Genomic DNA, 22,628 nt, shown 5'->3' on the forward strand with positions numbered 1-22,628 from the left:
TGGCGCGCGGCATGAAACCCGTGGCCGTGACCGCGGCCGTCGTCTTCCTGCTGGACCAGGTGACGAAGATCGCGGTGGTGCACGGGATGCGACTGGACCAGGTCGGCGCCATCGACGTCCTGCCGCCCTGGCTGCAGTTCCGCATGGCCTGGAACCAGGGCGTGAACTTCGGTCTGCTGTCGAACGAGGCCGATGTTGCGCGCTGGGGGCTGATCGTGCTGGCGCTGGGCATCTCGGCCTGGGTCTGGGTCTGGATCGGCAAGAGCCGCCACGGGCGGCTGGCGCGGATCGGGGCGGGGCTCTTGATCGGCGGCGCGCTCGGGAACGTGATCGACCGCATTCTCTATGGCGCGGTGGCCGACTTCCTGAACATGGGGCTTCCGGGCTTCCAGAACCCCTATTCCTTCAATGTCGCCGATATCGCGATCTTCGCCGGCGCTTTGGCGCTGGTGCTGTTCGCGGGCGAGGCCAAACCCCCGGCAAAGCGGCGAGAAGCCCCGTGACGCGCCCGGAGCGATCGGTTAGAACCCTTTCAGACCGAACGCCCCCCGGGGCGGGAACCGGCAGCAAGAGACGTGACGGGCAGGGGAGATCGCCGATGCTGGCGCGGCGCGACGACCACCAAGCAAGCATGCGCGCGGGCCGGACCGTGCTGGCCTTGACGGCGCTTCTGGCGCTGACGGCCTGTGCCGGCGACGAGAAGCCGAACCTGATGAACCTGCGCAGCGAGGGTGCCGACGAGTTCGGGATCCTGCCGACGAAACCGCTGGAGATGCCGCAGGACTATGCGGCCCTGCCGGCGCCGACGCCGGGCGGGGTGAACATCACCGATCCGACCCCGGAAGCCGATGCCATCGTCGCGCTGGGCGGACGTCCGGATGCGGCGGGCGCGGGCGTTCCCGCAGCCGACGCCGGCATCGTCAGCGCGACCAGCCGATTCGGCCGTACCGAGGCGATCCGCGGCACGCTGGCCGCCGAAGACCTGAAATGGCGGCAGGAGCACAACGGCCGCCTGCTCGAGCGGATCTTCGGCATGAACCGCTATTACAAGGCCTATTCGAACCAGAGCCTCGACCAGACCGAGGAACTGGAACGCTGGCGGGCGCGCGGCGTGCGCACCGTGACCGCGCCGCCGGCCGCGCTCGAGACCAAGTGAGCCGGACCAAGTGAGCCGGAGCTGATCGCAGGCCCCGCCCCGGTTGATGCCGCGGCGGGGCTTCGCTTTCGGGGCCTGTCACATCCCCGTGGCCCGTCTCGACGCCCGCCGGGCCCGCCGCTAACGTCCTGATCCAAGGATTTCCGAGGAAAGGACGCCCTATGGCGCTCAGGCAATTCGGTCTTGGCCGGTTCGGTGCGGCGCTGGTGCTGGCGGTGGCGGGTCTGCCGCTGGCCGCCGCGGCCGGAGAGGTCACCGATTTCACGCTGGAGAACGGGCTGCAGGTGCTGGTGATCGAGGATCACCGCGCCCCGGCCGTCACCCAGATGATCTATTACAAGGCCGGGGCCGCCGACGAGCAGCCGGGCAAGTCGGGTATCGCGCATTTCCTCGAGCACCTTATGTTCAAGGGCACCGAGAAGATCGGTCCCAAGGAGTTCTCGAAGATCGTCGAGCAGCTGGGCGGGTCCGACAACGCCTTCACCACCGCCGATTACACCGGCTATTTCCAGCGCGTCTCGGCCGCCAACCTCGACCGGGTGATGGAGATGGAGGCCGACCGGATGCGCGGCCTGATCCTGTCGGAAAGCGATGTCGACACCGAGCGGCAGGTGATCCTGGAAGAGCGCAGCCAGCGCATCGACAACGATCCCGGCGCGCTCTTTTCCGAACAGCGGCAGGCGGCGCAGTATCTGAACCACCACTACCGGATCCCGATCATCGGCTGGCGCCACGAGATGGAGGGGCTGACGCGCGAGGATGCGCTGGACTGGTACCGCACCTACTACGCGCCGAACAACGCGGTGCTGATCGTCGCGGGCGATGCCACCCCGGACGAGGTGCGCGCGCTGGCCGAGAAATATTACGGCCCCATCGCCCCCACCCAAGGCCTGACCGAGCGCGCCCGCCCGCAGGAGCCGCCGCAGATCGCCGAACGGCGGGTGACCTTCGCGGACCCGCGCGTCTCGCGCCCCTATGTGGTGCGCAGCTACCTTGCGCCCGAGCGCAACGCGGGCGACCAGAAGCAGGCCGCGGCGCTTGCGATTCTGGCCGAGCTGCTGGGCGGCGATGCGCAGACCTCGGTCCTGGGGCGCAAGCTGGTGTTCGGCGCGAAGAAGGCGCTCTACACCTCGGCCTTCTATGACGGCACCTCGCTGGATCCGACGACCTTCGGCGTGGTGATCATGCCGCTGCCGGGGGTCGAGATGGCCGATGCCGAGGCCGCGATGGACAAGGCACTGGATGAGTTTCTGGCCGAGGGCGTCGATGCCGCGCAGTTCGAGCGGGTGAAGACCCAGGTCCGCGCCAGCGACATCTATGCCAAGGACAGCGTCGGCGGCCTTGCGCGAAAATACGGCGAGGCGCTGACCTCGGGCCTGACCATCGCCGATGTCGAGGCCTGGCCACAGGTGCTGCAATCCGTCACCGAGGACGAGGTGATGGCCGCCGCGCGCGACGTGCTGAACCGCGACCATGCCGTGACCGGCTGGCTGACGAAGAAACCCGGGCCCGCGGAGGCGGTGGTTCCGGCCTCCGCTCCGGCGGCTGGTGGCGAGGTGCTGCAATGATCCGCGTTCTGTGTTCCGCCGCGCTGATGGCCGGCCTTGCCCTGCCGGCGCTGGCCGATGTCGAGATCCGCGAGGTGACTTCGCCCGGCGGCATCAAGGCCTGGCTGGTCGAGGATCACACCCTGCCCTTCGTGTCGGTCCAGATGGCGTTCCGCGGCGGGGCGAGCCTTGATCAGGACGGCAAGCGCGGCGCGGTGAACCTGATGGCCGGCATGCTCGAAGAGGGCTGCACGCAGGACGACGGCGCCGCACTGACCTCGCAGGGCTTCGCCGAGGCGCGCGAGGCGCTGGCGGCGGGCATGAGCTTCGATGCCTCGGACGACACCGTGAGCGTTTCGGCCAAGATGCTGACCGAGAACCGCGACGAGGCCGCGGCGCTGCTGCATTGCGCGCTGGCCAAGCCCGCCTTCGGGGCCGAGGCGCTGGAACGGGTGCGCGGGCAGGTGCTGTCGGGCATCCAGTCCGATGCCGTCGATCCCGAGGCGCTGGCGGCCAAGGCCTTCGACGCGCTCGCGTTCGGCGACCATCCCTATGCGACGCCGATCAGCGGCACCGAGGACAGCGTCACCGGCCTGACCGCCGCCGACCTGCAGGCGGCCAAGGACCGCACGATGGCGCGCGACCGCATCGTGGTTTCGGCCGCGGGCGACATCTCGGCCGAGGATCTGGGCAAGCTGATCGACCGGCTGGTGGGCGACCTGCCCGCGACCGGGGCCGAGATGCCGGGCCGCGCGCCGATGGACCTGACCGGCGGCGTCACCATCGTGCCCTTCGACACCCCGCAATCGGTGGTGATGTTCGGCGAGAAGGGGATGAAGCGCGACGATCCCGACTTCTTCGCGGCCTATGTGCTGAACCAGATCATGGGCGGCGGCGGCTTCTCGTCGCGGCTGATGGAGGAGGTCCGCGAGAAGCGCGGCCTGACCTATGGCGCCTACAGCTATGTCGTGCCGCGCGACCATCAGGAGACATGGCAGGGCAGCTTCTCGTCCTCGAACGAGAAGGTGGCCGAGGCGGTGGGCGTCGTCCGCGACGTCTGGGCGGATATCGCGAAGAACGGCGTGACCGAGGCGGAACTGGCGGCGGCGAAGACCTACCTGCTGGGATCCTACCCGCTGCGCTTCGACGGCAATGCCAATATCGCCAACATCCTGCTGGGGATGCAGCTCGACCACCTGACGCCCGACTATCTGAAGACCCGCGACGGCGAGATCGAGGCGGTGAGCCTTGAGGACATCAAGCGGGTCGCGGCCGAGTACATCGATCCGGCGCGGCTGCGCTTCGTGGTGGCGGGGCAGCCGGTGGGGCTGGAAGCGTCGAACTGAAGCCGGCCCAAGACTGCCGCCCGGGCTTTGCGAATCCGGGCGGCTTTGCTAAATCTGGGGGCATGAGCCTTGATGCCCCCAATATCTCTTCAAATCGCCCGGTGATCCGCCAGCTCGACGAGGCGGCGATCAACCGAATCGCCGCGGGCGAGGTGCTGGAGCGCCCCGCCTCGGCAGTGAAGGAGCTGGTCGAGAACGCGCTCGACGCCGGGGCGCGGCGGATCGAGGTGGTGATCGCCGAGGGTGGCAAGCGGCTGATCCGGGTCACCGACGACGGCTGCGGGATGACGCCCGAGGATCTGCCGCTGGCGCTGTCGCGGCATGCGACCTCGAAGATCGACGGCAGCGACCTTCTCGACATTCACAGCTTCGGGTTCCGGGGCGAGGCGCTGCCCTCGCTGGGGTCGGTGGCGCGGCTGACGATCACCTCGCGCGCCGAAGGGCACGAGGCGGCGCGGATCGCGGTGACCGCGGGCCGGGACGAAGGGGTGAAGCCCGCGGCGCTGACCAAGGGCACCGTGGTCGAGCTGCGCGACCTGTTCTTCGCGACGCCCGCGCGCCTGAAATTCCTGCGCACCGACCGGGCCGAGGGGCAGGCGGTCGCCGACGTGATCCGCCGGCTGGCGATGGCCGCGCCGGGGGTGGCCTTCAGCCTGCGCGACGAGACCGCCGACCGGCAGGTGTTCCGCGCCGAGGCCGAGCAGGGCGAGCTGTTCGAGGCGCTGTCGGCGCGGCTGGCGCGGGTGCTGGGCCGCGATTTCGCCGACAACGCGCTGCCGATCGACGCCGAACGCGAGGGGCTGCGGCTGACCGGCTTCGCGGCGCTGCCGACCTATTCGCGCGGCGCGGCGGTCGAGCAGTTCCTGTTCGTGAACGACCGTCCGGTGCGCGACAAGCTGATGATCGGCGCGCTGCGGGCGGCCTATATGGACGTGCTCAGCCGCGACCGGCATCCGGCGGCGGCGCTGTTTCTGACCTGCGATCCGCAGATGGTCGACGTGAACGTGCATCCGGCCAAGGCCGAGGTGCGGTTCCGTGACCCGGGGCTGGCGCGCGGGCTGATCGTGTCGGGGCTGCGCCATGCGCTGGCGGCGGCGGGGCATCGGGCGTCCTCGACCGTGGCGGGCGCGACCCTGGGCGCGATGCGGCCCGAGGCGCCGCCAGCGGGCGCGGCGCCGCGTGTCTATCAGATGGATCGGCCCTCGGCCGGGGCGGTGCGGTCGAGCTTCGCCTTCCAGGCGCCGCCGGCGATGCCCTTCGAGCCTCCCGCGCAGGTCTTCGAGGGCTTCGCCGAGGCCTCGGGCCGGTTCGAGGCGCCGGTGCCGGAGGTCGAGGAGACCGCGGTGCGCCGCCCGCTGGGCGCGGCGCGGGCGCAGCTGCACGAGAACTGGATCGTCTCCCAGACCGAGGCCGGCTTCGTCATCGTCGACCAGCACGCCGCGCATGAGCGGCTGGTCTACGAACGGCTGAAGGCGCAGGCGGCCGAGCGCGGGATCGCGGCGCAGGCGCTGCTGATCCCCGAGATCGTCGAGCTGCGCCCCGGCGAGGCGGCGCTGCTTCTGGACCATGCCGAGGATCTGGCCGGGCTGGGGCTGGGGATCGAGGCCTTCGGCGGCGGCGCGGTCGCGGTTCGCGAGGTTCCGGCGCTGCTTGGCCGCTGCGATGCCGCGCGGCTGGTGCGCGACATCCTCGACGAGCTGTCGGATCTTGGCGAAAGCACGAAGCTGCGCTCGCGGATCGACGCGGTGCTCAGCCGGATGGCCTGCCACGGTTCGGTCCGCTCCGGCCGGCAGATGCGGGTCGAGGAGATGAACGCGCTGCTGCGCGAGATGGAGGCCACGCCCGGGTCGGGGCAGTGCAACCACGGGCGGCCGACCTATGTCGAGCTGAAGCTGTCGGACATCGAGCGGCTGTTCGGCCGCAGCTAGATCCCGATGAAAGGCTGCAGCAGCCGCGGAATCAGGCCGCGGAAGCGCAACGGCGCATCGGTCGCGATCAGGCAGAGGCAGGGCCCGCCCGGTTCCGCGACCGGCGTGTGTTCCAAATCGTCGCCGGCCGCCTCGACATCGCCGCGGGCATAGCGCCCCTCGGCATCGGCATAGGCGCCCTGCAGGACCAGCGTGACCTCGCGCCCGCGGTGGCCGTGTTCCGGCATCGCGACGCCGGGCGGGATCGACAGCAGCCGGGCGCTGCCGCCGGGGCCGGACGACACGACGGCCTGTTTCACCCCCATGCCGACCGGGCGCCAGCGCACCGCGGCCAGGTCGCCGCCCACCGCGTCGCGCAAGGGCGCGGGCAGCACCGCGCCCGGTGTCGGCGCCACGCGGATCGGCGCGGCCCCGGGGGCGCGGGCGAGAACGGCCTGAAGCGCGCCCGGGGCCATCGCGACGGGCGGGGCGGTTTCCAGAAGCGCGCCCCCGAAGGCCTCTTGCGCGGCCAGCGCGGCGCGGCACTCGTCGCAGAGCGACACATGGGCGGCGACGACCAGCGCGAAGGGTTCGGCCAAGCGGCCGGCGGCGTAATCGGCAAGAAGGTCGTCGGGAAGGTGATGGGCGATCGGTGTCATGGCTGTCACGTCATTTCCGCGCGCAGGCGCGCCAGCGCCAGGCGGATCCGGGATTTGATGGTGCCGAGCGGCAGGCCGGTCTGGGCCGCGATCTCGCTCTGGCTGCGGTCGGCGAAATAGGCCTGCAGGATCAGCGCCCGCTGCGCCTCTGGCAGACGGGTCATCGCCTCGGTCAGCGCGTCCGAGGCCTGGCGCAGGGCCAGCGCCTCTTCGGGGTCGGGTTCGGCCTCGGGGCCCCAGGGCAGATCCTCGGGCTCTGGCCGGCGGGTGCGGCGCAAACCGTCGATGCGGCGGTTGCGGGCGATGGTGAAGATCCAGGTCGCGACCGAGGCGCGGGCGGGGTCGTAGAGATGCGCGCGGTGCCAGCAGATCGCCATCACCTCTTGCGCGCAGTCCTCGGCCACGCCGGGTTCCGAGCCCGACTTGATCAGGAAGCCCTTGATGCGCGGGGCGAAGTGGTCGAAGAGCCGCGCGAAGGCCGCGGCATCGCGGCGGTCGCGGATCGCGGCCATCACCGGCGCCCAGTCCGGCGTTCCCAAGGGTGGGGAAGCTGTCTTCTTAGCGTCGCCGGGGGGCACCGCTGTCCTCCGTCCGCGCGGGGAGGAGGGCCCCGCCGCCCGAGGATAGGACGGCGCGGGGGCGGATGCATCCGCAAACTCGGCAAGGGCGGGTTCGGTGAACATGACCGGTCTACGCCGCGCCGCCGGGTCTGGATCACCCGGGGCGGACGGTTATGCTGGTGCGGATCTTCCGGCGGGCGTGGTGATCCGGCCCGCGCCCCGGGGCGTAACCCCTTACAAGACCCCCCGAGAGGTGAGACGGCGATGCCCTTCGACTATCCCAAGACCGCGCCCCGGCGCATCGCCGTGATCGGTGGCGGCATCTCCGGCATGGCGGCGGCGCGGCTGCTGGCCCCGACCGACCGGGTCACGCTGATCGAGGCCGCGCCGCGGCTGGGCGGACACGCGCGCACGGTGCTGGCCGGGCGGCGCGGTGATCAGCCGGTCGACACCGGCTTCATCGTCTTCAACCGGGTGAACTACCCGCGGCTGACGCGCCTGTTCGAGGATCTGGGCGTCCCTGTCATCGACAGCGACATGAGCTTCGGCGCCTCGATCGACGGCGGGCGCTTCGAATACGGGCTGCGCGACCTGAACGCGCTTTTCACCCAGCGCCGGCGGCTGGGCGATCCGCGCTATTGGCGGATGCTGCGCGACATCCTGCATTTCAACCGCAACGGTCTTGCCGCCGCCGACCGGCCCGAGATGACGATTTCCGGCCTGCTGGACCGGCTGGGGACGGGGCGGTGGTTCCGCGACTATTACATCACGCCTCTGTCGGGGGCGATTTGGTCGACGCCGGTGGCGGGGATCCTCGATTTCCCGGCGCAGCCGCTGATGCGCTTCTTCGCCAATCACGCGCTTCTGTCGGTCACCGGCCAGCACCAGTGGCTGACGGTGAAGGGCGGCTCGCGCGAGTATGTCTGGCGCCTGGAGGCCGATCTGCGGGCGCGGGGCGTCGAGATCCGCACCGCCGCCCCGGTGCAGGCGGTGCGGCGCGGCGCGGAGGGGCCCGAGATCCGCTGCGCGGGCGGCGACTGGGAGGCTTACGACGAGCTGGTGATGGCCTGCCATTCCGACGAGGCGCTGGCGCTGCTGTCCGACCCCTCGGTCGTCGAGCGCGAGGGGTTGGGCGCGATGCGCTATCAGCCCAACACCGCGGTGCTGCATGCCGATCCGGCGGCGATGCCGCGGCGGCGGCAGGCCTGGTCGAGCTGGGTCTATGCCGAGGCGCCCGGCGCCCGGCCCGACCGCATCCACCTGACCTACTGGATGAACCGCCTGCAGGGCATCCCCGAGGACGATCCGCTGTTCGTGACGCTGAACGGGGTGACGCCGCTGCGCGACGAGCTGATCTATGACCAGACCACCTTCCGCCACCCGGTCTACGACCTGGCGGCGCTGCGCGGGCGCGAGCGGATCCGGGCGCTGAACGGCACCCGCCACACCTGGTATTGCGGCGCCTGGATGCGCGACGGCTTCCACGAGGACGGCTTCGCCAGCGCCGAGGCGGTGGTCGAGGGGCTTGCCCGCCCGCGCGCGCTGGCGGCGGCGTGAACCGGGTCGAGCATATCGCGGGCCAGACCTACCACGGCCGGCGGGGCGGGCCTGCGCACGGGTTTCGCCACGGCTTCGACTATCTTCTGATCCCGGACATGGAGGCCGAGGCCGTGGCGCCCTGGCCCTTTTCGCGCAAAGGCGGGCCGGTCTGCCTGCGCGACCGCGACCATGGCGGGCCGCCGGGCGCGGGGCGGGGGGCGGTCTGGCTGCGCGAGGTGCTGGCGGCCGAGGGCGTGGACATCGATGGGCTGACGATCGGGCTGATCGCGCAGGCCCGTCTGTGGGGCCATGTGTTCAATCCGGTGTCGTTCTGGCTGGCGCGCGACGGCGCCGGGGCGCTGCGGGCGGTGGTGGCCGAGGTGTCGAACACCTTCGGCGACCGGCACAGCTACCTGTGCCTGCGCGAGGACGGCGGGCCGATCACCCGCGAGGACCGGCTGCGGGCGCGCAAGGTCTTCCATGTCTCGCCCTTCCAGGACGTCTCGGGCGGCTATGTCTTCCGCTTCGACATCGCCGAGGACCGGGTCGGGATCTTCATCGACTACGTCACCGCGGGCGGCGGGCTCTATGCCAGTTTCAGCGGGAGGCGGCGGGCGCTGACGCGCGCGGGGCTGGCGGCGGCGATGCTGCGCCGGCCCTTCGGTTCGCGCCGGGTGCTGGCGCTGATCCATTGGCAGGCGCTGCGGCTGTGGGGGAAGGGCGCGCGCTATCGCCCGCGGCCCGAGCCGCCCTCGGCCGAGGTGAGCCGATGAGCGGCGCGGACCCGATCCGCGGGCGGCGCTGGTGGCTGGTCGGCGCGAGCGAAGGGCTCGGCCGGGCGCTGGCGGCGCAGATGGCGGCGCAAGGGGCCGAGCTGGTGCTGTCGGCGCGGGGCGGGGATCGGCTGCACGATCTGGCCGCGACGCTGCCGGGGCGGCACGCGGTGCAGGCGATGGACGTGACCGACGCGTCGTCGGTGGCCAGTGCCGCGGCGGCAGTGGGGGCGGTCGACGGGCTGGTCTGGCTGGCGGGCGTCTATTGGCCGATGAAGGGCACCGCGATCGAGCCGGAGAAGGCCGCGGCGATGGCCGAGGTCAATCTGGCCGGCTGCCTGCGGGTTCTGGGCCATGCCCTGCCGCCGATGCTGGCGCGGGGGCAGGGGCGGGTGCTCTTGACCGGATCGCTGTCGGGCTATCGCGGGTTGCCGGGGGCGGTGGGCTATGCTGCCTCGAAAGCCGGGGTGATGTCGCTGGCCGAGGGGCTGCGCATCGACCTGCGCGGCACGGGCGTGCGGGTGCAGCTGGCAAACCCGGGCTTCATCCGCACCCGGCTGACGGCGCAGAACGATTTCCGGATGCCGGGGCTGATGGAGCCCGAAGAGGCCGCGGCCCGGATGCTGGCGCATCTGCGCAGCGGGCGGTTCCGCTGCGACTTCCCGGCAGGCTTTTCGAAGGTCTTCCGCTGGGGCCGGCTGTTGCCGGACCCGCTGTGGGACCGTCTGTTCGGCTGAATGTTGAAAAGAAAGTAAAGATTGCCGGTCGTTTCCTTGTCGCGGGCAAAATCTGGCAAAATTTAGACGCTGTTTTAATCTTCGCGCTTCTATGGTCCGGCGCATGGGGATGACGTTTCTTCATAGGCTCGGCCGGTATGTCGGTCACTGGCGGTCCGGATGGCGATCCGGCACGACGGACCGGGTGCGCCCGCGGCCCGCGGTCGCGGTCGAGCGCAGCATTGCCGCGGATCACCTTGTCTGCCTTGAATCCGGCGAGCGCGTGGTGCTGCTGGGCAGCCATCTGGCGCGGCGTTTCGGGCTAACGCCGGCCGAATACCGGCGGCGCTGGGGGCTGCCGGAGAGCTATCCGATGGTGGCCCCGGCCTATGAACACCGCCGACATGTGGCAAAAACCGCGACGGATGCGGCGCGATCTGACGTTTTGCGATGACCATGCATTCGCAATTCTTGAAATACATGCTAGATCTTGTCGGCCGGGCAGAACGCCCGGGACGGGAATCGGCGCCAGCGGGGAATGCGTGACAGAGAAACCGGACCAAACCGCGGAGATGATCGCGAGCATCGCGGCCTCTTACGCTGCCCGGCCCGATACCGGGATCGAGGATATCGTGCGTCTGGTCGCGCGGCTTCGGGAAGAACTCGGATCCGCCCCGCAACCGGTCGCGAGCCGGACTGCGCGCTCTGTTCCGGTGGCAGCGGCCCATGCCCCCGCCACGGCCGCGGGCCCCGAAGCGCCCGCGCTGCCGGTCGCGCAGGCGGTCACCCGCGACAAGGTCTACTGCCTGTGCTGCGGCAAGGGCTTCAAGATGCTGAAGCGGCATCTGGGCACAGAGCATGGCCTGACCGAGGACCAGTATCGCCGTCGCTTCTCGCTGCCCGAGGACATGCCGCTGGTCGCGCCCAGCTATTCGGAACGCAAGGCCCGCCATGCCCGCGATGTCGGCCTTGGGCGCTATGCCCGCGTGGGCGCCTGAGCGCGCTTCCCCGGCCGGTTTCCGGCGGCTGCGCCGCGCCGCGGAATTAGACATCTGTTAACCCAATTGCGCCGCTTTTTCGGCGCGATTGCCCGCCATGGTCCGGCCGAGAGCAGAAGGCTTGAGGACGATTTCATCATGGCGATTCCCAACACGGCACCGATCATCGTGAAGCGCGTGGTCGATGACGGCCACGACGGCCACCATGGGGGAGCCTGGAAGGTCGCCTATGCCGACTTCATGACCGCGATGATGGCCTTCTTCCTGCTGATGTGGATCCTGTCCGCGACCGAGGAAGAGACCCGCCACGGTCTGGCCGACTATTTCTCGCCCGCGAGCACCCAGACCAACGGCCCCGGTGGCTTCGGCCTGCTGGCCGGCACCAGCGACGCGACGCTGGGCACGCTGTCGGCGGAACGCACGCCGGTGACCTCGGACGGCAAGCAGGGCGACGCCTATGCCGAAGGCCATTCCTCGGACGCCAACCAGACGCAGGTGCAGGCGGCGCAGGACACCTGGGCCGGGCTCGCCAAGAGCGCCGCGCAGCAGATGGCCGCGAATTCGGCCTCGGCCCCTGTCAGTGCCGACGATCCGGAACCCAGCGCCGAGCAGCTGGCCAAGGCCGCCGCCGAGCGCCGCGCCGAGGACGAGGCGAAATTCGCCGAGCTGGCGCAGAAGATGCAGGAGCAGATCACCAACTCGCCCGAGTTGAAGGGCCTGAGCGAGAACGTCCGCTTCGAACGCACCACCGACGGCCTGCTGGTGCAGATCATCGACCGCAACGGCAAGTCGATGTTCGCCTCGGGCTCGGCCCGGCCGGGGCAGGAGACCGAGATGCTGATGGAGAAGCTGGGCGCCGCCATCGCCGCGCTGCCGAACCAGATGATCATCGCCGGCCATACCGATGCCGTGCCCTATACCGGCAGCCGCGACTATTCGAACTGGGAACTGTCCTCGGACCGCGCCAACGCCACCCGCCGGGTGTTCATGGCCGCCGGCGTCGATCCGCGCCGGATCGTGCGGATCTCGGGCCTGGCGGATACCGAGCCGCTGAACGCCGCCGACCCGCGCGATCCGACCAACCGCCGGATCACCGTGCACCTGATCTATCGCGACCGCGCCGTGGGCGGCGAGGAAGACCTGCCGGTCGGCGCATCGGCGGAAACCAAGTCGGCCGACGTGCTCTGACCGGGCGCAGCCCGCGCCGTCCTGACAACGAGCGAAGCCCGGGCCTTTCGAGAAGGTCCGGGTTTGCGCTGTGAAAGAGTCTTCAGCGGAAGATCTGTGCCCGCAGGTCGCTGAGCTGGCGCTGGATCTCGGTCGGCGCCTCGCGGGTGGTCGTCGCCGCCTGAAGCGCCACCGCCAGCATCGCCGACAGGCCCATCGCCGCAAAACCGCCGCGCACGACCCGGGCCAGCCCGCGGCCGCGCGGCGCGACCGGTCCGATCAGCGAGCCCGCAGCGGGTTCGGGCGCCTCGGCGCGCGGAACCGGCGCCCCGGGCAGGACATGGACATGATCGCCGATCACCGTGACGCGCGCCCGCAGCGGCCCGGCCTCGAGCGGGGTGGTCAGCGCCTCGGTCAGGGCTGCCGCCTCGACCGTGAAGCGCTCGGGCAGGTCGCCGGCCGGGGTCTCGACCTCGGGCAGGCGCAGGGCGAAGGCGCCAAGGTCATCGCGCAGGTAGACGGTCTGGGCGCGTGGCGCGCGGCGGCTGTCCTCGGGCGTGCCCGGCTCGGTCTCGATCACCACCAGCCCGCGCGGCTCCAGCCGGATCTCGCAGTCCAGCGCGCGGGCACGGGCGCGCTCCTCGGGGGCAAGGGCGCGATAGCCTGCGGGCGCGGCCTCGGTCGCGAAGGACTGGGCCGAGAAGCGGTGCGCGAAGGGGGGTTTGGCCGCATTCGGGGACGCGTTCGGGGCCAGGGCCTGCGGCGCGGGCGACGGGTGGGCGGGGCGTGGGGCCACGAAGCGCGTGGGGTCGAGCCCCTCTTCCAGCGCGAAGCGGAAGTTCAGCGAATAATCCTCGGCCGCTTCCAGAAGCTGTTCCGGCCCGCGTTCCTCGGCGGTCAGCGCCAGCAGCGCCAGCAGGCGCTGCTCTTCCGAGAAGCGCAGCGGGCGGGTGCGGGCGCCGGAAAGCTCTGGCACCACGACCGTTTCGGCCGGGGCGCTGCCGAGCGCCGCGGCGATGCGCGGCAGGATGCGGTCCGATTCCTCGGCACGGTAGAGCAGGGCCGAACAGGCGCCGCCGGCCTCGAGGCAGAGCGCAAGGCGCATGTCCACGGGCCAGCCGCGGAACATCCGGGCCAAATCCTCGGCGCCCGGCAGGAAGGCAAAGGCATCGCTCGTGGTCATGGAAAGCTCCGGGAATCGCCGTCCCGTGCGAGGGTAATTGACCACAAAAGCTAGGCTCGGCTACTATAGATGTCAATTCGGACGCAGCTTTTACACAACACTTGGTGGTGGATAACTGCCGGGGATTGCCAAGTCGGGCCGCTTTTCCGACATACTGTCGCCAATCGTGAAACCTAAACCTTCCCCTGACGCCGCATCCCGTTCCGGAGCTTCCCCAGCATGACGATCATCATCGGCCTGGTCACCGTCTTCGGCCTCGTCTTCGGGGGGTTCATGCTGTCGGGCGGCAAGATGGAGATCATCCTGCACGCGCTGCCCTTCGAGGGGATGATGATCGGTGGCGCCTCGCTGGGCGCCTTCATCATGGCGAACTCGTTCGGGATGGCGAAGAAATCCGCGGGCGGGCTTCTGAAGGCGGTCAAGGGCAGCAAGTGGAAGGCGAAGGACTACACCGACCTTCTGAACCTGATGTTCGAGCTGAGCCGGCTTTACAAGACCAAGGGCATCCTCGCGCTGGACGAGCATATCGAGAACCCGGACTCGAGCCCGATCTTCAGCAAGTATCCGAAGATCCAGAAAGAGCATTTCGCGACCGACCTGATCGTCGACAGCTTCCGGATGATCGCGATGCAGTTCGACGACGCCTTCCAGATGGAAGAGGTCATCAACCGCAAGCTCAAGAAGCACCATCACGAGGCCGTCGCCCCCGCGGGCGCCCTGCAGACCGTGTCGGACGGCCTGCCGGCGATCGGGATCGTCGCGGCGGTTCTGGGCGTGATCAAGACCATGGCCTCGATCGACCAGCCGCCGGCGGTGCTGGGCCTGATGATCGGCGGCGCGCTGGTCGGAACCTTCCTGGGCGTGTTCCTGGCCTATTGCATCGTCTCGCCGATGTCGGCGCGGCTGAAGCAGATCGAGGACGAGGACGGCGCCTTCTACAACGTGATCCGCGACATCATCGTGGCCATGGTCGCCGGCCATTCGCCCAACATCTGCGTCGAGATCGGCCGCGGCTCGATCCCGACGTCGATGCAGCCCGGTTTCGCCGAGGTCGAGACCGCGCAGCGCGAACTGGCGATGGCCGCATAATGGCCTCGCGCCGCGATCACGCGCTTTCGGTGATGCGCCGGCTGGCGGACGAGAAGCTGCGCGACGAGGCGCAGGGGCTGGGGGCGCTGCGCGCGAAGATCGGCGCGCTGCGGCAGGGGCAGGAGCGGATCCTGTCGCGGCTCGAGACCGAGGCCCATGTCGGCGGCATCGAGACCGCGCCCTATGTCGGCAGCTTCGTCCGCGCGATGCGCGCCGAACACGCGCGGATGGAGACCGAGGCCCGCGGGCTGGAACGCCGCGCGGCCGAGCAGCAGGACCGCGTGATGGAGCGCTTCCGCGAGCAGCAGGTCTTCACCCGGCTCGAGGCGGCAGAGGCCGAGGCGCGCGCCGACGAAGCCACCCGTCGCGAGACGGCGGCGCTGGAAGAGGCGGCGCTGACCCGCTGGCGCCGCGGCTGAGCCGCTCAACTCCATCTTAAGGTCGCGGGCGGATGCTCCTGCCGTTGCAGGGGTGAGGCGCCATGACCACGACAAGCCATGTTTTCCTCGGCGTCGCGCCGGGGGCGTTCAGCACCGTCGGCGGGGCCGCGGTGCAGGCGGGTTCGCTGATTTACCTGAACCCGGAGTGGACCGAGCAGGTCAATGCGCTGACCTTCATCTTCACCGATGTCGATGGCATCGCTCAGGGCGACGCGCTGCTGAACGAGATCGGCGACGACCCGTTGCAGCAACTGGTGGTCAAGGACGCGGCCGGGAACACGCTGGGGTCGGGCGTCGGCTATCTTGAGGACCAGATCGTCGCCACGGCGCCGGACGGCAGCACGCTGAAGCTCTACCGGGTCGAGATCGCGGGCGTCTATCAGGGCATCGTGATCGACGGCGCGGTGACGCCGGGCGTGCAGTACACGATCACCGCGGTGAACAATGTCGATGCGCTGGACAACCCGCTGTATTCCGCCTTCGACAGCCTGACCTACGACCAGACGCTGGCCAACACCATCACCGGCGGCAGCGGGAACGAGACCCTGTCGGGCGGGCTGGGCAACGACAGCATCTCGGGCGGGGCAGGCAACGACTCGATTTTGGGCGGCGATGGCAACGACACGCTGCTGATGGGGGCGGGGCAGAACACCGTCTCTGGCGGCGACGGGGCCGACTACATCGACGACGTGGTCGGGCCGCGGCTGATCGGGCCGAACTACATCGACGCCGGGGCAGGGGCCGACACGGTCTATTCCGGCGACGGCAACGACACGATCTACGGCGGCGACGGCAATGACGTCATCAACGCCGAGGGCGGCAACGACTGGATCGATGGCGGCGCGGGCGACGACAACATCCAGGCCGGTACCGGGTCGAACACCGTCTACGGCGGCGCGGGCAACGACCGGATCGACGACATCACCGGCGTCGTCGGCGACCCGGGCCCGAATGTCTATCACGGTGGCGACGGCAACGATTCGATGTGGTCCGGCAACGGCAACGACACGCTGTTCGGCGATGCCGGCAATGACGCCATCTACGCCGAGGGTGGCAACGACCTGATCGACGGCGGCGCGGGCGCGGACTGGGTGCAGGCAGGCGCGGGTGACGACACGGTGTTCGGCGGGTCGGAAAGCGACGTCCTTCTGGGCGAGGCTGGCAACGACGCGATCTATGGCGGTACTGGCGACGACTACATCGGCGGCGGCACCGGCGACGACACGCAGTGGGGCGAGGCCGGGGCCGACGCGTTCTATGTCATCTCGGGCGACGGCAGTGACACGATCTTCGGGGGCGAGCAGGACGGCGGCATCGACAGGCTCGACTTCTCGTACATGGGCAGTTCGGACCACCTGACCCTGCTGGTCACCGGGTGGGAGCTTGGGAGCTATACCGTCGATGGCGGCACCGCGACCGGCACGTTCTGGGAAATCGAGGCCGTGGTCGGCGGGGGCGGGTCCGACACGATCGACGGCTCTGCCGGCATGGGCAACATGTCGCAGTCGGGCGGGGCGGGCGACGACCTGATCCTGGGCGGCAGTGGCGCCGACACGTTGCTGGGCGGCACCGGGAACGACACGCTCGGCGGTGGCACCGGCGACGACCTTTTGACTGGCGGCGCCGGAAACGACGTCTTCCGCTTCCTGCCGGCGGGCGGGCAGGACCTGATCACCGATTTCGACATGACCCTGTCGGGTGGCAGGACCGCGGACCAGTTCGATGTCTCGGCCCTGCGCACCGCCGGGGGGGATCCGATCGTCGCGCGGGACGTCACCGTGGTCGATGACGGCTTCGGGAATGCGCTGCTGGTGTTTCCCGACGGCAGTTCGGTCACCTTGGCCGGGATCAGCGCGGCGACTGTGCAGGCGCCGGGTCAATTGCAGGCGATGGGCATCCCCTGCCTTGTGGACGGGACGCTGATCGACACGCCGCAGGGGCCCTGTCCGGTTGAGGACCTGCGGCCGGGCAGCCTGGTCGAGACGCTGGGGCAGGGGGCGCAGCCGGTGCTCTGGCTCGGGCGGCGCCGGGTCGGGCGGGCAGCATTGCTGGCCGATCCGCGGCTTGCCCCGGTCGAGATCCGCGCCGGCACCCTTGGCAACGATCGGGCGCTGCGCCTGTCGCAACTGCATGCGCTGGCAATCCAGCATCCCGGCGGGGCGCGGCTGGTCCGGGCCGGGCATCTGGCGGACCATGGCGTGCCCGGCATCCGCATCGCGCGCGGGGCGCGCGAGGTGACCTATTGCCACCTGCTGCTGCCCCGTCACGCGATCATCCGCGCGCAGGGCGTGCCGGTCGAGACCCTGTGGCCCGGCCCGGTCGCGATGGCCGGGCTTGGCCCCGAGCTGCGTCTGTCGCTGATCCGCGCCCATCCGCGGCTGGCGCGGGCTGTGCTGGGCTTCGCCCCGGTCGAGCCGGTCTATGGCCCGCGCGCGCTTCCGGTACTGCGCCGGCGCGAGCTGGCGGATCTGGCAGGCCCGCTGCGGCCGATGGCGCTGCGGCCGCTGATGGCCGTGAGTCGCGAATCATGACGGGTGATTCGCAGCCTGCAACGTTCTTGCCGCGCCGGTTCTCGCGTCGGCCGGGGGCGGCAGCTGACCAAGGCTTGGGCGTATCTGAAATGCGGGCCGCATTGTCGGCAATCGGCACGCGCTGACGCCGCCGTCGCAACCCCCTGCGGGGCATCGGTCTTGTCGCATGCAGGCCGCAGTCTGTCGCTTTCGGGGCGACCTCCCCCCCGGCCTTGGGGCCCAATCCGGCTCGTTCGGAGCGATGAGAGCCCAGTTGAAATGCCCAAGGCGTTTTGCTTGAGTTCCCGGACAGAACGAACAACGCGACGCAAACGTCCGACTTCGGGGAGCAAGACTTGACCGCATCCAGCACCGCCGACGCGGCATTCGTCGAATTCGAACGGGTCCAGAAGAGCTATGACGGCGAAAGCCTCGTGGTGAAGGATCTGAACCTGACCATCGCGAAGGGCGAGTTCCTGACGATGCTCGGCCCCTCGGGGTCCGGCAAGACCACCTGCCTGATGATGCTTGCCGGCTTCGAGACCGCGACCAACGGCGAGATCAAGCTGGCCGGCCGGCCGATCAACTCGGTCCCGCCGCACAAGCGCGGCATCGGCATGGTGTTCCAGAACTACGCGCTGTTCCCGCACATGTCGGTGGGCGAGAACCTTGCCTTCCCGCTGGAGGTCCGCGGCATCGGCAAGGCCGAGCGCGAGGCCAAGATCCTGCGCGCGCTGGGCATGGTGCAGATGGAGAAGTTCGTGAACCGTCGTCCGGCGCAGCTTTCGGGCGGCCAGCAGCAGCGGATCGCGCTGGCCCGCGCGCTGGTCTTCGACCCCGCGCTGGTGCTGATGGACGAACCGCTCGGCGCGCTCGACAAGCAGCTGCGCGAGCACATGCAGTTCGAGATCAAGCGCCTGCACGACCAGCTGGGCATCACCGTGGTCTACGTGACGCATGACCAGGGCGAGGCGCTGACCATGTCGGACCGCGTCGCCGTGTTCAACGACGGCCGCATCCAGCAGCTGGCCCCGCCGGCCGAGCTTTACGAGCGTCCGAAGAACAGCTTCGTGGCCCAGTTCATCGGCGAGAACAACAAGCTGCCCGGCACCATCGAGAGCTTCGACGACGACAAGGCGATCGTGCGTCTGGCCACCGGCGAGGCGATCGACGCGACCCCGGTCAACATCCGCAACAAGGGCCAGCAGACGCTGGTCTCGATCCGCCCCGAGCGCGTCGAGTTCAAGCCCGAGATGATGCCCGCCGGCGCGCACACGATCGACGCCGAGGTGCTCGAGGTGATCTACATGGGCGACATCCTGCGCGCCCGGCTGAAAGTGGCCGGAAGCAACGATTTCGTCATGAAATATCGCAACACCATTGGCCAGACCAAGCTGGTCCCGGGCCAGAGCGTGCGCATCGGCTGGCATCCGGCCGACGCCCGCGCGCTGGACGTGGTGTGACCTGAGAACGGCGGTGACCCGCATCACGCGGGGCACCGAACGAGAAGCCGCCGACAACAGGCGGACCGACAACAGACTGATCCAACGGGAGAATATCCGAAATGAAGAAAGTGCTCATCCTGTCCACCGCCCTGTCGGCCGTGGCCTTTGCCGCGCAGGCGGATGTCGCGCTGCTGTCCTGGGGCGGCGCCTACGAGAAGAGCCAGGTGGAGGCCTACAACAAGCCCTTCACCGCCGAGACCGGCATCGCCGTGAACACCTCGGCCGCCGATAACCCGGCGACCCCGATCAAGGCCCAGGTCGAGGCCGGCAACGTCACCATCGACGTGGCCGACGTCGAATATGCCGACGCCGTGCGTCTGTGCGACGAGGGCCTGCTGGAAGAGTTCGACGACAGCACCCTGCCGGCCGGCGCCGATGGCACCGCCGCGACCGAGGACTTCCTGCCCGGCGCGCTGACCGACTGTGGCGTCGCGAACATCGTGTTCTCGACCGTCTACGCCTACGATACCTCGAAGATGAAGGAAGCGCCGAAGACCATCGCCGATTTCTTCGACACCACGAAGTTCCCGGGTAAGCGCGGCATGCGCAAGGGCGCCAAGGCAAACCTCGAGATGGCGCTGATGGCCGATGGCGTCGCCGCCGCCGACGTCTACGAGACGCTGAGCACCCCCGAGGGTGTCGACCGCGCCTTCAAGATGCTCGACAAGATCAAGAAGGATGTCGTCTGGTGGGAAGCCGGCGCCCAGCCGCCGCAACTGCTGGCCGATGGCGAGGTCGCGATGACCACCGCCTATAACGGCCGGATCTTCGCCGCTGCCGTGGCCGAGGGCAAACCCTTCGAAACCGTCTGGGACGGTCAGGTCTACGAATACGACATGTTCGTGATCCCGAAGGGCGCCCCGAACAAGGACGAGGCGATCAAGTACATCCAGTTCGCGACCGGCTCGAAGCCGCTGGCCGACCAGGCCGCCTGGATCAGCTACGGCGCCGCGCGCAAGTCGTCGGGCACGATGTACCCGCTTTACAACGACGGCAAGACCGAGATGGCGCCGTTCCTGCCCACCGCGGAAGCCAACCTCGGCAATGCGCTGGCCTCGTCCTACGAGTTCTGGGTCGATCACGACACCGAGCTGAACGAGCGCTTCAACGCCTGGCTGGCCAGCTGAGACCACGACACCGACCGCAGCGGCTGGGCTGCTGCGGTCACACTGCACGACGGCGCGCGGGGGCGACATGGCGGATATTTCTGCAGAGATCGGAGCTTCGGCTCCCGGGCGGCTGACGACGGCCGAGGGCGTGCCGCTCAAGCAGGCACTCGGACGCGCGCAGGCGCGGGCCAAGCGCCGCGCGGCGATCCTGGTGGCGCCGCTTCTGCTGTTCATCGTCATCACCTTCATCTTCCCGATCGGGCAGATGCTCTATCGCTCGATCCACAATGACAGCTTCGCGCGCAGCATGCCCAATGTCGGGCTGTGGTTCGCGGACAACCCGTCGGGCACTCCGCTGGACGAGGCCGCCTGGGCGGCGCTGGCCGCCGACCTGAAGCTGAGCCGCGAGAACAAGACCGCGGGCGAGGTCGGGACGCGCATCAACTACGAGATCGGCGGCACCCGCTCGCTCTTCACCTCTTCGGCGCGCAAGGCAGATGACCTGAAGCCGCCTTTCGCGACCTCGGTCCCGGCGCTGGACAAGAAGTGGACGGATCCGCAGCTCTGGCAGGTGATGCGCACCGCGTCCTCGGCCTATACGACCAGCTTCTATCTGGCCGCGCTGGACATGACGCGCGATGCCGCCGGCAACATCGTCCGGGTCGAGGAGGGGCGGCGGGTTTATGTGCCGCTGTTCATCAAGACCTTCCTGCTGTCGGGGCTGATCACCGTCATCTGCCTGCTGCTGGCCTACCCGGTCGCGCATCTTCTGGCGACGCTGCCGCTGGCGAAGTCGAACCTGCTGATGATCCTCGTGCTGTTGCCGTTCTGGACCTCGCTTCTGGTGCGGACCACCAGCTGGATGGTGCTGCTGCAGGAACAGGGCGTGGTGAACAACATGCTGGTTGCGGGCGGCGTGCTCGACGACGGCAACCGCCTGCGGATGATGTACAATCAGGCCGGCACGATCATCGCGATGGTGCATATCCTGCTGCCCTTCATGATCCTGCCGCTCTATTCGGTGATGCGCACGATCAAGCCCAGCTATGTCCGCGCTGCTCGCTCGCTCGGCGCCACCAGCTGGACGGCCTTCCGCCGCGTCTACCTGCCGCAGACCCTGCCCGGGATCGGCGCCGGCGCGCTCCTGACCTTCATCCTCGCCGTCGGCTACTACATCACCCCGGCGCTGGTCGGCGGCGCCTCGGGCCAGCTGATCTCAAACCTGATCGCCTACCACATGCAGGACAGCCTGAACTGGTCGATGGCCGCGGCGCTGGCCGCGATCCTTCTGGCCGCGGTGCTGCTGCTGTACTGGCTCTACGACCGTCTGGTCGGCATCGACAACATGAAGCTCGGCTGAGGGCGCCCGCCGCCTTCCCGCTTTCGCACTGGCTCAAATATCCCGGGGGTCCGGGGGCAGCGCCCCCGGCCCCGGCCCGGCCCAGAGGACAGACCCCATGGCCCTTCCGATCTACGCCTCGCCGCTCGAACGCGCCTGGCACTGGACCTACAAGATCCTCTGCGCGGCGATCTTCATCTTCCTGATCGCGCCGATCCTCGTGGTGATTCCGCTCAGCTTCAACGCCGAGCCCTATTTCACCTTCACCGAGAAGATGCTGTCCTTCGACCCGACCGGCTATTCGATGCGCTGGTACGACCTGCTGCTCACCTTTGGCATGCAGGCGCCCGAGGCCGAGCGCGGCGCCTCGTGGTGGGCGGATGTCTGGCAGCACGCGACCTGGGTGCAGGTCGCCAAGAACTCGGTGGTCGTCGGCTTCTTCGCGACGCTGCTCGCCACGGTGCTGGGCACGCTGGCCGCGCTGGGCCTGTCGCGCCCCGAGATGCCCTTCAAACGCTCGATCATGGCGATCCTGATCTCGCCGATGATCGTACCGATCATCATCACCGCGACGGGGCTGTTCTTCTTCTATTCGTCGATCCAGATCCGCAGCTGGGGCATCCCCTATCTCGGCGTGGTGCTGGCCCATGCCACGCTCGGCATCCCCTTCGTGATCATCACCGTCACCGCGACGCTCGTCGGCTTCGACCATTCGCTGACCCGCGCCGCCGCCTCGCTCGGCGCCTCGCCGGTGACGATCTTCCGCAAAGTGACGATGCCGCTGATCCTGCCCGGCATGATCTCCGGCGCGCTCTTCGCCTTCGTCACCTCCTTCGACGAGGTGGTGGTGGTGATGTTCATCGCCGCGCCCGACGAGCAGACGATCCCGCGCCAGATGTGGAACGGCATCCGCGAACAGATCAGCCCGGCGATCCTTGCCGTTGCGACGATCCTCGTGGTGATCTCGATCCTGCTGCTGGCCACGGTCGAGCTGCTGCGCCGGCGGGGCGAGAAGCTGCGCGGCGTCAGCCCCTCCTGACCTCGCGGATCGGCGCGGCCCCGCCCGCGCCCTCCGGCCTTGCCAT

21 protein-coding genes are annotated in these 22,628 nt (G+C 69.4%); 18 read left to right on the top strand and 3 right to left on the bottom strand.

The window, feature by feature from the left end; translation table 11 throughout:
* Window positions 1-11 precede the first annotated feature (11 nt).
* From lspA to mutL, 5 genes are all read left to right on the top strand, one after another.
* Entirely contained in the window at window positions 12-503 is a 492-nt protein-coding gene (gene lspA, locus V8J36_RS19580) for a signal peptidase II (protein ID WP_336469008.1), read from the top strand.
* Window positions 504-598: 95 nt separating this feature from the next.
* Complete coding sequence (locus V8J36_RS19585; protein WP_442902513.1) at window positions 599-1,156, top strand: DUF3035 domain-containing protein; 558 nt, start codon at window positions 599-601, stop codon at window positions 1,154-1,156.
* A 161-nt stretch (window positions 1,157-1,317) separates the two neighbouring features.
* Entirely contained in the window at window positions 1,318-2,724 is a 1,407-nt protein-coding gene (locus tag V8J36_RS19590; RefSeq protein WP_336469009.1) for a M16 family metallopeptidase, read from the top strand.
* The gene (locus tag V8J36_RS19595; RefSeq protein ID WP_336469010.1) at window positions 2,721-4,049 is read left to right on the top strand and encodes a M16 family metallopeptidase; all 1,329 of its coding nucleotides are present in this window, start codon (window positions 2,721-2,723) and stop codon (window positions 4,047-4,049) included. Before V8J36_RS19590 ends, V8J36_RS19595 begins: the two co-directional genes overlap by 4 nt.
* Before the next feature lie 62 nt (window positions 4,050-4,111).
* Entirely contained in the window at window positions 4,112-5,977 is a 1,866-nt protein-coding gene (mutL, locus tag V8J36_RS19600; protein WP_336469011.1) for a DNA mismatch repair endonuclease MutL, read from the top strand.
* Here mutL and V8J36_RS19605 read toward each other — a convergent pair.
* Together V8J36_RS19605 and V8J36_RS19610 are read right to left on the bottom strand one after the other, a co-directional pair.
* On the bottom strand, window positions 5,974-6,615 hold the full coding sequence (locus V8J36_RS19605; RefSeq protein WP_336469012.1) for a ChrR family anti-sigma-E factor: 642 nt from the start codon (window positions 6,613-6,615) through the stop codon (window positions 5,974-5,976). The genes mutL and V8J36_RS19605 overlap by 4 nt on opposite strands.
* Before the next feature lie 5 nt (window positions 6,616-6,620).
* A complete protein-coding gene (locus V8J36_RS19610; RefSeq protein ID WP_336469013.1) occupies window positions 6,621-7,127 on the bottom strand; it encodes a sigma-70 family RNA polymerase sigma factor in 507 nt (168 codons plus the stop codon).
* A 312-nt stretch (window positions 7,128-7,439) separates the two neighbouring features.
* Here V8J36_RS19610 and V8J36_RS19615 point away from each other — a divergent pair, with 312 nt between their 5' ends.
* From V8J36_RS19615 to V8J36_RS19640, 6 genes are all read left to right on the top strand, one after another.
* Window positions 7,440-8,732, top strand: coding sequence for an NAD(P)/FAD-dependent oxidoreductase (locus V8J36_RS19615; protein WP_336469014.1), 1,293 nt, complete (start codon window positions 7,440-7,442; stop codon window positions 8,730-8,732).
* On the top strand, window positions 8,729-9,487 hold the full coding sequence (locus tag V8J36_RS19620; RefSeq protein WP_336469015.1) for a DUF1365 domain-containing protein: 759 nt from the start codon (window positions 8,729-8,731) through the stop codon (window positions 9,485-9,487). The genes V8J36_RS19615 and V8J36_RS19620 overlap by 4 nt, the downstream gene beginning before the upstream one ends.
* The gene (locus V8J36_RS19625; protein ID WP_336469016.1) at window positions 9,484-10,224 is read left to right on the top strand and encodes an SDR family NAD(P)-dependent oxidoreductase; all 741 of its coding nucleotides are present in this window, start codon (window positions 9,484-9,486) and stop codon (window positions 10,222-10,224) included. The genes V8J36_RS19620 and V8J36_RS19625 overlap by 4 nt, the downstream gene beginning before the upstream one ends.
* Before the next feature lie 103 nt (window positions 10,225-10,327).
* Entirely contained in the window at window positions 10,328-10,657 is a 330-nt protein-coding gene (locus V8J36_RS19630; protein ID WP_336469017.1) for a MucR family transcriptional regulator, read from the top strand.
* 118 nt (window positions 10,658-10,775) lie between these two features.
* Window positions 10,776-11,201 (top strand): MucR family transcriptional regulator, encoded by a 426-nt coding sequence (locus tag V8J36_RS19635; protein WP_336469018.1) that lies wholly within the window; start codon window positions 10,776-10,778, stop codon window positions 11,199-11,201.
* 138 nt (window positions 11,202-11,339) lie between these two features.
* Window positions 11,340-12,389: a flagellar motor protein MotB gene (locus V8J36_RS19640; protein WP_336469019.1), complete on the top strand. Its 1,050-nt coding sequence runs from the start codon at window positions 11,340-11,342 to the stop codon at window positions 12,387-12,389.
* Between the two features lie 82 nt (window positions 12,390-12,471).
* On the opposite strand, the gene V8J36_RS19645 is transcribed toward V8J36_RS19640, so the two are convergent.
* Complete coding sequence (locus V8J36_RS19645; protein ID WP_336469020.1) at window positions 12,472-13,551, bottom strand: hypothetical protein; 1,080 nt, start codon at window positions 13,549-13,551, stop codon at window positions 12,472-12,474.
* 219 nt (window positions 13,552-13,770) lie between these two features.
* Here V8J36_RS19645 and motA point away from each other — a divergent pair, with 219 nt between their 5' ends.
* The 7 genes from motA (at window position 13,771) to V8J36_RS19680 (ending at window position 22,582) form a co-directional block, all read left to right on the top strand.
* Window positions 13,771-14,640, top strand: coding sequence for a flagellar motor stator protein MotA (motA, locus tag V8J36_RS19650; protein ID WP_336469021.1), 870 nt, complete (start codon window positions 13,771-13,773; stop codon window positions 14,638-14,640).
* Complete coding sequence (locus V8J36_RS19655; RefSeq protein ID WP_336469022.1) at window positions 14,640-15,059, top strand: hypothetical protein; 420 nt, start codon at window positions 14,640-14,642, stop codon at window positions 15,057-15,059. Before motA ends, V8J36_RS19655 begins: the two co-directional genes overlap by 1 nt.
* Before the next feature lie 62 nt (window positions 15,060-15,121).
* Window positions 15,122-17,611 carry a Hint domain-containing protein gene (locus tag V8J36_RS19660; RefSeq protein WP_336469023.1) on the top strand — a complete coding sequence of 830 codons (2,490 nt, stop codon included), beginning with the start codon at window positions 15,122-15,124 and terminating at the stop codon, window positions 17,609-17,611.
* 335 nt (window positions 17,612-17,946) lie between these two features.
* Window positions 17,947-19,053 carry an ABC transporter ATP-binding protein gene (locus V8J36_RS19665; protein WP_336469024.1) on the top strand — a complete coding sequence of 369 codons (1,107 nt, stop codon included), beginning with the start codon at window positions 17,947-17,949 and terminating at the stop codon, window positions 19,051-19,053.
* A gap of 101 nt (window positions 19,054-19,154) precedes the next feature.
* Entirely contained in the window at window positions 19,155-20,222 is a 1,068-nt protein-coding gene (locus V8J36_RS19670) for an ABC transporter substrate-binding protein (protein WP_336469025.1), read from the top strand.
* Window positions 20,223-20,289: 67 nt separating this feature from the next.
* Window positions 20,290-21,564, top strand: a complete 1,275-nt coding sequence (locus V8J36_RS19675) for an ABC transporter permease (protein WP_336469026.1) — start codon at window positions 20,290-20,292, stop codon at window positions 21,562-21,564.
* A 97-nt stretch (window positions 21,565-21,661) separates the two neighbouring features.
* A complete protein-coding gene (locus tag V8J36_RS19680) occupies window positions 21,662-22,582 on the top strand; it encodes an ABC transporter permease (protein WP_336469027.1) in 921 nt (306 codons plus the stop codon).
* Window positions 22,583-22,628: the final 46 nt, after the last annotated feature.

The sequence above is a fragment of the Frigidibacter sp. MR17.14 genome, from assembly GCF_037095735.1.
In the GTDB taxonomy this organism is placed as follows: Bacteria; Pseudomonadota; Alphaproteobacteria; order Rhodobacterales; family Rhodobacteraceae; genus Frigidibacter.